This is a genomic window from Pseudoalteromonas sp. RB2-MNA-CIBAN-0110 (genome assembly GCF_040309305.1).
In the GTDB taxonomy this organism is placed as follows: domain Bacteria; phylum Pseudomonadota; class Gammaproteobacteria; order Enterobacterales; family Alteromonadaceae; genus Pseudoalteromonas; species Pseudoalteromonas arctica.
Genome location: NZ_JBEOOQ010000064.1, coordinates 1 through 13667 on the forward strand (window position 1 = coordinate 1; position 13667 = coordinate 13667).

General features: G+C 41.9%; 12 protein-coding genes, 1 tRNA gene and 1 riboswitch. Of the genes, 3 read left to right on the top strand and 10 right to left on the bottom strand.

Annotation, left to right across the window (positions count from 1 at the left end):
- Window positions 1–69: transfer RNA gene (locus AAEY68_RS20095), tRNA-Gly, on the bottom strand.
- A gap of 185 nt (window positions 70–254) precedes the next feature.
- Window positions 255–800: an oligoribonuclease gene (orn, locus tag AAEY68_RS20100; protein WP_007585019.1), complete on the bottom strand. Its 546-nt coding sequence runs from the start codon at window positions 798–800 to the stop codon at window positions 255–257.
- A gap of 121 nt (window positions 801–921) precedes the next feature.
- Here orn and rsgA point away from each other — a divergent pair, with 121 nt between their 5' ends.
- Window positions 922–1980 carry a small ribosomal subunit biogenesis GTPase RsgA gene (gene rsgA / locus AAEY68_RS20105; RefSeq protein WP_165729216.1) on the top strand — a complete coding sequence of 353 codons (1059 nt, stop codon included), beginning with the start codon at window positions 922–924 and terminating at the stop codon, window positions 1978–1980.
- Window positions 1981–1995: 15 nt separating this feature from the next.
- Window positions 1996–2862: an archaetidylserine decarboxylase gene (gene asd, locus AAEY68_RS20110; protein WP_004336058.1), complete on the top strand. Its 867-nt coding sequence runs from the start codon at window positions 1996–1998 to the stop codon at window positions 2860–2862.
- Between the two features lie 400 nt (window positions 2863–3262).
- On the opposite strand, the gene AAEY68_RS20115 is transcribed toward asd, so the two are convergent.
- The 8 genes from AAEY68_RS20115 to AAEY68_RS20150 all read right to left on the bottom strand — a co-directional run bounded on the left by AAEY68_RS20115 (window position 3263) and on the right by AAEY68_RS20150 (window position 10934).
- The gene (locus AAEY68_RS20115) at window positions 3263–4012 is read right to left on the bottom strand and encodes a HesA/MoeB/ThiF family protein (RefSeq protein ID WP_165729218.1); all 750 of its coding nucleotides are present in this window, start codon (window positions 4010–4012) and stop codon (window positions 3263–3265) included.
- Window positions 4013–4032: 20 nt separating this feature from the next.
- Window positions 4033–5568 (bottom strand): thiamine phosphate synthase, encoded by a 1536-nt coding sequence (gene thiE / locus AAEY68_RS20120; protein ID WP_024592346.1) that lies wholly within the window; start codon window positions 5566–5568, stop codon window positions 4033–4035.
- 9 nt (window positions 5569–5577) lie between these two features.
- Entirely contained in the window at window positions 5578–6369 is a 792-nt protein-coding gene (locus tag AAEY68_RS20125) for a thiazole synthase (RefSeq protein WP_024592345.1), read from the bottom strand.
- Between the two features lie 5 nt (window positions 6370–6374).
- Window positions 6375–6569 carry a sulfur carrier protein ThiS gene (gene thiS, locus AAEY68_RS20130; protein ID WP_002960781.1) on the bottom strand — a complete coding sequence of 65 codons (195 nt, stop codon included), beginning with the start codon at window positions 6567–6569 and terminating at the stop codon, window positions 6375–6377.
- Between the two features lie 7 nt (window positions 6570–6576).
- Window positions 6577–7587 carry an FAD-dependent oxidoreductase gene (locus tag AAEY68_RS20135; protein ID WP_024592344.1) on the bottom strand — a complete coding sequence of 337 codons (1011 nt, stop codon included), beginning with the start codon at window positions 7585–7587 and terminating at the stop codon, window positions 6577–6579.
- Window positions 7588–7692: 105 nt separating this feature from the next.
- Window positions 7693–9645 (bottom strand): phosphomethylpyrimidine synthase ThiC, encoded by a 1953-nt coding sequence (gene thiC, locus AAEY68_RS20140; protein WP_165740921.1) that lies wholly within the window; start codon window positions 9643–9645, stop codon window positions 7693–7695.
- Between the two features lie 143 nt (window positions 9646–9788).
- A riboswitch (TPP riboswitch) is annotated at window positions 9789–9903 on the bottom strand.
- 107 nt (window positions 9904–10010) lie between these two features.
- The gene (locus AAEY68_RS20145; RefSeq protein ID WP_010555269.1) at window positions 10011–10409 is read right to left on the bottom strand and encodes an META domain-containing protein; all 399 of its coding nucleotides are present in this window, start codon (window positions 10407–10409) and stop codon (window positions 10011–10013) included.
- Window positions 10410–10535: 126 nt separating this feature from the next.
- A complete protein-coding gene (locus AAEY68_RS20150) occupies window positions 10536–10934 on the bottom strand; it encodes an acyl-CoA thioesterase (protein WP_024592343.1) in 399 nt (132 codons plus the stop codon).
- A gap of 84 nt (window positions 10935–11018) precedes the next feature.
- Here AAEY68_RS20150 and AAEY68_RS20155 point away from each other — a divergent pair, with 84 nt between their 5' ends.
- A complete protein-coding gene (locus AAEY68_RS20155; protein WP_350586753.1) occupies window positions 11019–13136 on the top strand; it encodes a TonB-dependent receptor in 2118 nt (705 codons plus the stop codon).
- Window positions 13137–13667 lie beyond the last annotated feature (531 nt).

Below are 13667 nucleotides of genomic sequence, written 5' to 3' on the forward strand. Positions count from 1 at the left end.
CGGTACACGAGGCTCGAACTCGTGACCTCGACCTTGGCAAGGTCGCGCTCTACCAACTGAGCTAGTACCGCATTTTTTATTTCTTCAGTTATTTTACGCTTAAGCGCGACAGGTCGCGTTCAACATTCTAGCAACTGAGCTAGTACCGCATTTATTGATGGTAATTCAATCACTCAAACACACTAACCCCGCGTGGGTTATCGTCTTGAGCGGGGCAGGATTCTACAATAATACAGTCTGTTTGCAAGTGTTTTTTACAAATTAAAGAAATTTTCTCTATAGACTTTTAATTCCATAATCGAATCTTTAATGTCATCCAAAGCAAGGTGTGAGCCTTTTTTGTTCACTTTTGCAAGCACTTCTGGTTTCCAGCGACGTGCTAATTCTTTAATAGTACTCACATCAAGATTTCTGTAATGAAAGAAGTCTTCAAGCTCGCGCATATATTTATTCATAAAGCGGCGGTCTTGACCAATTGAATTACCACACATTGGCGAAGTGCCTGCTGGTACCCACTGCTTTAAAAACGCTAAAGTTTGCTCTACAGCATAGGCTTCATCAAAGGTACTTGCTTTGCAGCGAGCTGTTAAACCCGACTTACCATGTTGAGTAGTACACCACTCGTCCATGCCATTTAGTAATTCATCACTTTGATGAATAGCTATAGTTGGCCCTTCGGCTAATATATTCAGGTCTGCGTCAGTGACAACCGTCGCAATTTCGAGTATTTTATCGGTCTCTGGTTCGAGCCCTGTCATTTCAAGATCGAGCCAAATTAAATTTGATTTATTAATAGTCATAATTACCTAAGCGGTGCTTTCCTTTAGATCCAACGCATTTCGATATATCATATTAGCATCAACCGTCGAGCTAAAGCTTTTTTTAGGAAAAGCGACATTTAACTAAGGTTATAGGCCTCCAGTGGCAAAACAAAAAAAATTAAGTAAAGGCCAATCGCGTCAGATCAAGGCCAATCACCAAAAGCGCATTAATAGCGCAGACTCAAGACCGGCTAAAAAAGGGGCGCAAGAATGGCAAACCGATAACTTAGGTCAGGTCGAGAGCGCAATTGTGATCAGTCGTTTTGGCCAACACGCCGATGTCGAAACACAAAATGGCGATGTACTTCGCTGTAATATACGCCGTACTGTGTCTAATTTAGTATGTGGTGATGAAGTATTATTTCGCCGTGCCAAAGTAAGTGAGGGTGATTTAGCCGGTGTAATTGAAGCCACGCAAGAGCGTCGCTCGCAACTTACCCGCCCTGACTTTTACGACGGTGTTAAAGTTATTGCAGCCAACATTGACCAAATACTCATGGTATCGGCTGTATTACCCGAGTTTACACCCAGTATTATCGACCGTTATTTAATAGCCTGTGAAGATATGGGCATTGAGCCAATTTTAGTGCTCAATAAAACCGATTTAATTGACGAAGCAGGCCTTAACGAAATACAAAAAGTTCTCGATATCTATCGTAAACTTGATTACCAAGTACTCCTTGTTAGTAATATATCAGGCGATGGTATTGATAAATTAAAAGAAGTACTTGTTGATAAAAATAATATTTTTGTTGGCCAAAGTGGTGTGGGGAAATCAACCCTCGTTAATACTGTATTGCCTAACGCTGAAATATTAACTAAAGAAGTATCTGAAAACAGCGGCTTAGGCCAGCACACAACAACTGTTTCGCGACTTCACCATTTACCAAGTGGCGGTAACCTAATCGACTCGCCAGGTATTCGTGAGTTTGGTTTATGGCATTTAGATGTTGAGCGTGTAACGTGGTGCTTTAAAGAGTTTAGAGAATTTATAGGCGGGTGCCGCTTTAGAGACTGTAAACATTTAAACGATCCGGGTTGCATCGTTAAAGAAGCAGTAGCCGATGGAAGAATTTCTCAATTGCGCTTTGACAGCTACCACCGAATTTTAGAAACAATGGCCGATGGCCGTGCAGGCGCCCGTGCGCCTCGCGTATAATTTAGGAAAAATACTGTGAGTTTAGACAAATTTAAAATCGCAATGCAGTACGCAATGCCAAAACATTTTATTTCACGCGTAGTCGGCAAATTAGCTGCTGCAAAAGCGGGTGCTTTAACAACGACTTTAATTAAACTATTTATTAAGCAATATAAAGTAGATATGAGCGAAGCCCAATACCCAGATCCGGCTCATTATAAAAGCTTTAATGAATTTTTTACTCGCCCTTTAAAAGACGGCATGCGCCCAATGGTAGAAGATAGCAATATCATCATTCATCCAGTGGATGGCGCAATCAGCCAGCTAGGCGATATTGTTGACGGACAGCTAATACAAGCTAAAGGCCACGATTACAGCTTACAAGCGCTACTAGGCGGCTCACAAGATGATACAACACCATTTTTAGGCGGTAAGTTTGCCACTATTTATTTAGCGCCTAAAGATTACCACCGTATTCATATGCCAATTGATGGCACACTAAGCAAAATGATTTACGTGCCAGGTGATTTATTTTCAGTAAACCCACTTACAGCGCAAAACGTGCCTAACTTATTTGCACGTAACGAACGCGTAGTCGCAATTTTTGAAACTGAAATTGGTCCGCTTGCTATGGTACTTGTTGGTGCAACAATAGTGGCAAGTATCGAAACTATTTGGGCAGGCACTGTCACGCCACCAGCAGGTAGCGATGTATTTAGTTGGAAATACCCAACCACTGGCGATAACGCTATCACGCTTAAAAAGGGTGAAGAAATGGGTCGCTTTAAATTAGGCTCTACTGTGGTACTAGCATGGGGTGCTGATAAAGCTGAAATACTGGATGACCAACTACCAGAAGTGGTTACTCGCTTAGGTACTGCGTTTGCAAAAATTAACGATTAAAATAAATCGTTAATTAGAAATAAAAAAACCGCGTTTATTTAAACGCGGTTTTTTTATTTTTGTAGGCGTAAAGCCTGCTTACGCGTAAAGCGCCGCTTTTAATATTTATAACTGATACTTTACTTACTTATTGGCTTCTCTAAAGCGCAGCGCCCTCTAAACCTCTTTGTGAATAAATCACTTAAAATCTTATTGCACTAAGAGAAGCAAAAGAGATGTAAATGAGAAGACATCTGGCATAGAAATTACGAGCTTTGCTCGTCACGCCAGCAAGCTGTGCATCTACAAGTTTGGTGTAAGAATTTTGATGTACTGTAGGCGTGAAGCTTGCTCACGCGAAAAGCGCAGCTTTTAATTCTTTAACGCCACATGTAATAACAGGCACAAGCCCCTCAAAAACCTATTTACCACACTCTTTACACTCTGAATCTTTAATCACTTTAAAGTGCTGCTGCTTTAAAGTAAGCGCATCAAACGTTATAAATACACATCCCTCTGCATGCCCCATTAATAAGTTGAGCGTAAGTTGCGCCTGCATAGAGCCTATTACACCAAGTAGCGGGCTAATTACTCCTGCGTTACTGCAATTTATAACCGGTGTAGCTTCGCTTTGTGGAAAAACACAGCCATAGCACGGGCTATCACTTTGCCTAAAATCAAAGCCCATTAACTGACCTTTAGTTACCAATGCAGCACCAGAAATTAACGGTGTTTTATTAGCAATACAATAACGATTAATACTATAGCGAGTACTAAAGTTATCAGAGCAATCAAGTACGATGTCGGCACCTTTTAGCATGTTAGCTGCATTATTCTCATCTAACTTTTGGCAATGCGTTACTATTTCTATTTGATTATTAAGACTCGCTAATACTTTACCCGCCGCAGCGACCTTGTTTTGCCCTAAGTGGTTTATTTTATAAAGCACTTGGCGCTGTAAATTTGAAAGTTCAACTTCGTCATCGTCAATTAAAATAAGCGTTCCAATGCCCGCCGCAGCTAAATACAAAAGTGCTGGGCTACCTAAACCACCAGCCCCCACTACTGCAACCGTTGAGGATTTAAGTGCTAACTGCCCTTCAAGCCCAACTTCTTCAAGCAACAAATGGCGGCTATAACGAAGGGTTTCTTTTTCGCTTAGCTCATTCACGTTTACCAGCCTTGTTAGTATTAATTTGCACTGCTTATGGCTACTTGCAGAGCACTTATAGCCTCTACGTAATTATCAGCCTCGGTAATCGCACGCACTACGGCAACACTGCCTACGCCGGTTTTCGCTACCTGCTCAGCACGGCTTAAGTCAATACCGCCTATTGCCACTGTTGGATAGCTTTGCATAAGCGGTACAAATTTAATCAGCTTTTCAAGACCTTGTATTTGCCCTGTCATGTCTTTTGTTGTGGTTGGGTAAATAGCACCAAATGCCATGTAACTAGGGCGATAATTATGCGCACGCAGCATTTCATAAAAGCCATGAGTAGAAAGCCCAAGCCTTAGCCCAGCGTCTTTAATAGCGGCTAAACTAGCAATGTCTAAATCCTCTTGCCCTAAATGCACACCATACGCACCATGCTTAATAGCTAGCTGCCAGTAATCGTTTATAAATACCTGTGCATTGTATTGCTTGCCCAGCTCAACAGCTAGCTTAATGAGCTCATCCAGCTCGTCTTGCGTTTTATTTTTAACGCGTAACTGCGCTGTTTTAATGCCTTGTTGTAAGCATTTTTCTAACCAATCGGTGCTATCAACAACCGCATATAAGCCCAGCGATTTACTTTCACAAGGTGCAAAATCAGCAGCCATATTAAAATCAAGCGGCACATCAAAATCTAGTTCATCGCCCAGCCAGCTACCGGGCTCAATTACTTGTGGGTAGTCAGCTAAATTAGTGGGGAACGATGTATGAGCAACCGGCCCAATCCCCTCACCGTAGCGTACCGACTGCTTTAGCCCTTGGTTTATATATGCCTTAGCTAAAATAAAGGCATCTTTTAATGGGTAGTCTTTAGCTAAACACGCAGCAATTACCGAAGCCATGCTACACCCGGTGCCGTGGTTATGCGGTGTTTGTATTTTTTGATTGCCTAACCAATATTCTTCACCACTTTGCGTATTACTATCAATACAATAATCAATGCAGTAGCCACTTGGGTAATCCCAATGTCCGCCTTTAATAACAACGGCTTTTGCGCCCCAGCTTAATAGCTTATTAGCCGCTTCTTTTATTGCAGCTGGACCAATTAAATACACACCGGTTAATAACTGTGTTTCGTGTGTATTTGGAGTTATTACATCCACCAGCGGCAGTAAGCACTCTTTTATTGCGCTGACGGTATCTTCTTCTGTTAGTAAGTCACCGCTTGAGGCAATAGCGACAGGGTCATATACAATAACGGGAGGCACAGGCCACTTAGTTTTATAATGACTTATATGTTCGCTGATCAACTGAATTTGCTGCACATTGGCTAACATGCCAATTTTTATCACTTTGGCTTTCATATCTTTTTCAAGCGCTAGTAACTGCGATTCAATAATATCGGTAGACACTGCATTAATAGCCTCTACGCCTAAACTATTTTGTGCAGTAAGCGCCGTAATTGCCGTGCAGCCATGTACACCAAAACTTTGCATTGCTTTTATATCTGCTTGAATACCTGCACCGCCGCCAGAATCAGAACCGGCAATTGTCCATACTACGTTATTCATATTCTTTCCTTACTGCTGATGCCAAAATGGCATACCCATTGTTGGGGTTGATGGGGCTGCAACGTCTTTTTCAGGCATTGCTTTTGCTTGATATGCAAAGCGCCCTGCTTCAACTGCGGCTTTAAATGCGCGGCTCATAGTAATTGGGCAACCCGCCCCTGCAATGGCTGAATTTAATAATACCGCATCATACCCCATTTCGAGTGCTTGGCAGGCATGCGATGGCAAACCTAAACCGGCATCTACTATTAATGTGGTATCGGGTAAGCGCTCTCGAATAGTTTTTAAATTATAGCTATTTAACAAGCCTTTACCGGTGCCTATTGGCGCCCCCCACGGCATAAGCACCTCACACCCTAGCTCATTTAAGCGCTGGCAAAGTACTAAGTCATCGGTGCAATAAGGCAATACTTTAAAGCCATCATTAATTAATATTTTTGTGGCTTCAAGTAGCGCAAAAGGGTCAGGCTGTAAATTGTAATCATCGCCAATCAGCTCTAGCTTAATCCAGTCGGTGGCAAATACCTCTCGGCACATTTTTGCAAGCGTTATCGCTTCTTTAACACTGTGGCACCCTGCAGTATTAGGGAGTATTTTTAAACCGGTATTTTTTATTAACTGCCAAAAATCATCACCTGCCGCTGCACTTTGTTGGCGCCTAAGCGACACGGTTACAATTTCAGCGCCAGAGGCGACTATCGATTGGGTCATAATGTCGGGCGACGGATAAAGTGCAGAGCCTATTAATAAACGACTCTTTATTTGCTCTCCATAAATAGTTAAACAGTCTTTAGTTTGCATAAGCTTTATCCGCCTTGAATGGGTGACAGCAACTCAACACTGTCGCCTTCATTAAGTACATAGTTACTGTGCCGACTTTGTGGAATAAATTCGCCATTAACAGCCACAGCAAAAGGCGCGACTGCACCAAAACTTTGAAGTACCTCAACGAGTGCTTTACTATTAACATTAAGTAGCTCGCCATTAATTGTAATATTCATTCTACTCTCACTCTATTCGTGAAACTGCTTGCGCCACTAATGCCGGCGCCAACATATAACCATGTCGATACAAACCGTTAATGCTAATTACATTACCAACTTGTGATACTTCTGGGCGGTTATCGCTAAATGCAGGGCGTAATCCGGTTTGAATACTAAGTAGTCGTGCTTCGGCAAACCCGCTGTGTACGGTATAAGCCGCTGAAAGTAATTCAAGAGTTGAGCGTACGGTTGCGGCACCATTGTCTTGTGACTCTATTTCAGTCGCACCAATTACATATTCACTGTTAGGTTTAGGCGCTATATAAATTGGATAACGCGGGTGCATTAAACGCACAGGCCTGATTAAACTTACCTCTGGTGCGTATAACCTTGCTACTTCGCCGCGCACACCTCTAAGCGGTTTATCATCTTGAGTATTTTTAGCACCAAGCCCACGGCAATCAATAATGTAATCGAAGGGTCGATTGTTTATTTTGTTGTCGCCAATGGTTACGCGCTGATTAAATACAAACTTTACTTTGCGTTTGTTGAGCTGTGCAAAGCTGGCTTTATAAAATGCTTGGTTATCTATTTGCCCCTCGCAGGGTAAAAATAGACCTTGGTTAAAACGCCCTGCAAGTTCAGGTTCAAGCATTGTAATTTGTTGAGCATTTATATGCTCGGCAGTGTGATCAGCTAGCGGTTTTATACGCTGTGCAAAGCTTTGTAAATCGCCTTTGTCCTGCTGGTGCGCAATGACCAAAGTGCCTTGCTGCTGAAAAAAAACCTCACTTTCAAGTTCTGCAATAATGCTGGGCCAGTGCTTCATTGAATCAAGCCCCATTAAAGCTAAATCAGCCTCGCATAACACCGACTCAGCCAGCGGTGCCAGCATTGCTGCAGCCACTTTACCTGCGCTATTTGGGGTTTGCTCATCGTCTGCTTCAAACACCGTTACATGATGCAACTTACTTAACTCAAGGGCAGCTAAGCGCCCTGCTAAACCAAAACCCACCACAGCAATGTTATAAAACATAAAACCTCCAAAGCAGTTATTAGTAGGTGCAAATTCACTCGCACTTCTCCAATATTTAAAGAAGCGAGGTATAAAACCTCACCTACATCTGCATCTAAATTCTTGCTATACCGCTTTGTGGTAAATCTCTGAGCCTGTTTGCTTAAACTCAGCTGACTTAGCTTTCATTTCGGCTTCTACATCAACCATTTTTATTTCAATAGCGTCGCCAGCGTTATTAGGATCAATACCACGTGTTTCTAAATCTTTAGCGTAATCGCGTACTTCTTGGCTAATTTTCATAGAGCAAAATTTAGGACCACACATAGAGCAAAAGTGAGCCACTTTGCCTGATTCTTGCGGCAGGGTTTCGTCGTGATACTCGCGAGCTCGGTCTGGATCTAAACCAATATTAAATTGGTCATGCCATCTAAACTCAAAGCGTGCTTTTGATAAGGCGTTATCGCGCTCTTGCGCGCCAGGATGCCCTTTTGCTAAATCGGCGGCATGTGCAGCTATTTTGTAGGTAATTAAGCCTTCTTTAACATCTTCTTTATTTGGCAGACCTAAATGCTCTTTAGGTGTTACATAGCAAAGCATTGCACAGCCGTACCATGCTATTTGAGCCGCCCCAATACCAGAAGTAATATGGTCATACCCTGGTGCAATATCGGTCGTTAACGGGCCTAAAGTATAAAATGGCGCTTCGTCACAATGTTTTAATTGCTCGTCCATATTGGCTTTAATCATGTGCATTGGCACATGTCCCGGACCTTCAATAAATACTTGTACGTCGTGCTTCCACGCAATTTTAGTCAGTTCACCTAATGTGCGCAGCTCACTAAACTGCGCTTCATCGTTGGCATCAGCAATTGAACCAGGGCGAAGTCCATCACCGAGTGAAAAACACACATCGTATTGTTTTAAAATTTCGCAAATGTCTTCAAAGTGCGTGTATAAAAAGTTTTCTTTATGATGCGCTAAACACCACTTAGCCATAATTGAGCCACCGCGCGACACAATACCGGTTACACGTTTAGCCGTCATTGGTACGTAACGAAGCAGTACACCGGCATGAATAGTAAAGTAATCAACACCCTGCTCGGCTTGTTCAATAAGCGTATCGCGGAAAATTTCCCACGTTAAATCCTCAGCCACACCATTTACTTTTTCAAGTGCTTGATAAATCGGTACTGTGCCAATAGGTACAGGCGAGTTACGTACAACCCATTCGCGCGTTTCGTGAATGTAACGACCCGTTGATAAGTCCATCACGGTGTCTGCGCCCCAGCGGGTAGACCACACCATTTTTTCTACTTCTTCTTCAATAGATGAGCTTACTGATGAGTTACCAATGTTGGCGTTAACTTTTACTAAAAAGTTACGGCCTACAATCATAGGTTCTGTTTCTGGATGGTTTATATTATTTGGTAAAATAGCGCGACCACGGGCTATTTCATCGCGTACAAATTCTGGGGTAATAAATTCAGGAATACTCGCGCCAAACGACTCGCCTTTATGCTGCGCTGCTAATAATTCTTTACGAATTTCTGCACGTCCCATATTTTCGCGAACGGCTACGTATTCCATTTCAGGAGTAATAATCCCTTGGCGTGCGTAGTGCATTTGCGTTACGTTTTTACCAGCGACACCACGGCGAATTTTTGGAAGGTGATCAAAGCGAATATGATCCAGCCCTTCATCTGCCATACGTTGCTGCGAAAATTGCGACGTCACTGATTCTAAAACCTCGGTGTCGCCACGGCTTTCAATCCATTGTTCACGAAATTTTGGTAAGCCTTTGCGCACGTCTAGTTCAAAATTAGGATCGGTATACGGGCCCGACGTATCGTAAACACGTAGCGGATCGTTTGACTCATAAACAGGGTTTTCATCTGTACCGCCAATAAACGTATCACTTAATGTGATTTCACGCATACCAACGCGCACACCAGGTTGAGTGCCTTCAACGTATACTTTATGAGAATTTGGAAACGGTTGACCCGTTAAGTTATAAATATATTCAGACGCGGCAGCACGAGTTTCTCGGCGTGACGCTTTATTTGTAGTATTTGACATGACTTGCCTCATTGCTTAAGGGTTGTCTTGTCAGATATTCCGAGGAATAGAGAAAGATCGTAAAGTAGCGTACATGCTACTTTGCAGCCTAAAATAAACAAAATCACTTTATTGTGCGCATAAAAAAAGACGCACAAGCGTCCTATTTTAGGCAGCTTGTTCCCTACGCAGGTATTAACCTGATCAGGTTCACGGATCCCGCTTTCGCGATCTCAGCCAAAAACTAATTACTTAGCTTTGGCACTCCGACAAGTATTGATATATAAATTCTGTTCGTTAATTTGAAGGTGTTATCCATCAAATCTGCGCTGAGTGTACGTCAGTTAAAAATTGCCCGCAAGGGGCTGTTTTTCAAAAACTTAAAATTATTTAGGGATAAACACAAATGTTTGCTCGCCTTGCATGACTAATTGCTGGTCTTGCATTTTAAGTTCTGCACCTTGCTTTAAGGCTTGTAATAACTGCTGCTCAAACTCATCAAGGTCTTCGCCGCACGACTTGCGCGTCATTCCTAATTTACTTACGGTAAGGTTACTTTCTTCAAGCGAGCCCTCACCAAAAAATTTGTTACAGCCAGCAAAACCGTTTACTTGCAGCGCTTCAATAAAGCTCATTGATGCATTAAACGAAGGTGGAATTGCTAAACCATCAACACGTGATAATTGCCATTGGGTGTATTTAAGCTGCTCACTGGTAACCGTCCCTGTTGATGCGCAACCAACACATAAACCGACTATAAGCATCGGTATTGCTGCTAATTTCATGCTACTACTAACTAATTGTCTAATTAATGTAATTGTAACAATATTTATGCCCTTTATCCGTTAAAAATGCATGTTTTAAATGTAAATTTTTGTTCTATGATAGTTTAAAAGTTATGCGATTAAGCACTAAGTTGTAGTTTTAAATACGTTATCTATTTGCTCTGGTAAAAACGGTCTACCTTTTTCATTAACAGACGTTCCTATAACCAGTGCATTGAGCATTACTTTTTCATCCCTTTTACGTATGACCGTTTGCTTAAACGCAAATTTTAAACGACTAATACGCTGCGGCTCCACAGCCACATAAAATTCATCACCTGGTAATAGTGAATGTTTATAGTCCATTTCGCTGCGCATCACGACTAGGTTAATTTTATCTTTCGCTAATTGAGCAAAATCAATACCGTGTGCGTACAAAAATTCATGGCGAGCATGCTCTAAATAATTAAAATAAACACTGTTATTTACGATACCTTGTAAGTCACATTCGTAATCACGTACTTTGAAGTCAACTTTAAAGGTCATATTAGTAATCCTGATTATTTAACGTATAATTGCCGCGTTTATAGCACATGTGTTTAAATAATTGCTACCATACGAGTCCCTAAAATGGAGTTAAGTAACCCAATGAACTTACGTTTGTCTTTAATTACTGCCGCACTTTTACCGCTGCTTGGTGCACCAATTGCAGCTAACGCTGATGATAGCGACCTAGAAAGAATTGTTGTAACAGGCGATTTTCAGCGCGAAAGCATTCAAACTTTAAGCGCGAGTGCGAGCTTATTCAGCGAAGATGAAATTAATCAACGTGGTGCAAGTTACTTAGACGAAATGTTAGGCAGTGCCGCCAATGTAAATTTTGCATCTGGTGCGTCGCGTGGTCGTTACATCCAAATTCGTGGCGTGGGACTTCGCTCACAATTTGTAGACCCTATTAATCCATCTGTAGGCTTAGTTATTGATGGTATTAACTATTCTGGCCTTGGTGGCAGCTCATTATTATTTGATATAGACCAAGTAGAAATTTACCGTGGCCCACAAGGTACACGCTTTGGCGCAGACGGTATGGCCGGTATGATCCAAATGGGTTCAGCTAAAGCCACAAGCGATCCAAGTTTAAAATTACAAGTAGGTGCTGGCACATACAACACACGTGAAGCAGGTATTGCAGCAAGCACTGGTTTAACAGATGACACTAGCGCACGCGTTAGCTACTTTCGCAGAAAGTCAGACGGTTACGTAGATAACTTGTACTTAAATGACGAAACACAAAATCAAGACGAACAAGTAGCCCGCTTTAAAATAAACAGTCAGCTTACAAAGCATTTAAATACTGAGCTAAACCTTCACTATATTGATATAAACAACGGCTATGATGCGTTTACGCTTGATAACAGCCGCAATAGTGTTGCCGATGAACCAGGCCAAGATAATCAAGAAAGCTACGCAATTGGTCTCGCTAATACCTACACCGGTTTTGACGCATTCGATATAAATCTAAATTTATCAGCTATTGATACCGAATTACTTTACAGCTTTGACGAAGACTGGGTATGTAACGATACAAGTGAGCCAAAGTTATGTGCTGCGGGCTTACATCCTGATGGATACAGCTCAACGGATCTTTACAGCCGTGATCGCGACGATCAGTCTGTAGATTTACAGTTTAATTCTAAAACGGGTAACTGGGTTGCGGGTATTTATTACCAAAACCGTGACGTTGATTTAGAGCGCCAATACACATGGTTAGCAAGCCCGTTTTCTTCAACTTACGAAACGAGTAACGTTGCAGTATATGGTCAAGTAGCGACTCCAATTGGCCCTAAAACAACATTAATTACAGGTTTACGTGTAGAGCAATACCAAGGCGACTACACCGATAGCAATGGCTTTATACAAGATACTGACGATGTAATGGTTGGCGGTAAAATAGCACTTGAATATCAAGTGATTGATCGCACTATGATCTACACCAGCATTACGCGTGGCTACAAAGCTGGCGGTATTAACTCAGAAGCGCTTGCTAAAGCCAAAGATGAAGGCTTAAACCTAAGCGCTGATTTTTTCCAGCAACACACCAGTTTCGACCCTGAATATTTATGGAGTGGCGAATTTGGTGTTAAAGGCTCATCGCTTGATGACAAATTTACGCTTCGCTTAGCTGCATTTTACATGCACCGCGACGATATTCAGTTAAAAGCATGGCAAGTAGAAGGTCAGCAATTTACCGGTTATGTTGATAACGCAAGTTCTGGTAGCAACTACGGATTAGAAGTTGAAGGTAGTTACCAACTAACTGATAATCTATTTTTAACGGGTAGTGCTGGTTACTTAAACACTGAAATAGATGACTTTGTAACGCAGTCTGGCTTAAACCAAGACGGTCGTGAGCAAGCACAGTCACCTAAATACCAGTATGCGTTTACTGCTCGCTATAACTTTACAAGTGAGCTTTACGGTATGATTGGTGTTGAAGGTAAGGACGACTACTACTTCTCAGATAGTCATAACTCACAGGCACCAAGCAGCAACTTAGTTAACTTAAGCTTTGGCTACGAAGCAGACATGTGGGCAGTTCGCGCATGGGCTCGTAACGTGTTTGACGAAACAGTCCCTACACGTGGTTTTGAGTTTGGTAATGACCCACAAGATGGTTACGCAACGCATACCTACACACAATTAGGTGAGCCTCGTGTAGCAGGTGTTACGTTTACACTTAATCTGTAAAGCACAGCCGTTGGCTTTCAAATGAAAGCTACAGCAAGCAAATAAAAACACCGCGTTTAATTTAAACGCGGTGTTTTTATTTGTAGGTGAGGTTTTATACCTCGCTTATTTATAAAGTTAAATTACACGAGCGCGAAATAAATTCGCACCTACAGGTTTGGCGTATATTGTTGGGTTTGATGTTTATTGTAAGTGAGGTTTTATACCTCTCTTTTTTATAAAGTTAAATTACACGAGCGCGAAATAAATTCGCACCTACAGGTTTAGCGTATGTTGTTGGGTTTGATGTTTATTGTAGGTGAGGTTTTATACCTCGCTTTTTATAAAGTTAAATTACATGAGCGCGGAATAAATTCGCACCTACAGGTTTAGCGTATGTTGTTGGGTTTGATGTTTATTAGTAGGTGAGGTTTTATACCTCGCTTTTTTATAAAGTTAAATTACACGAGCGCGCAATAAATTCGCACCTACAGGTTTGGCGTATGTTGTTGGGGTTGATGTTTATTTGTAGGTGAGGTTTTATACCTCGCT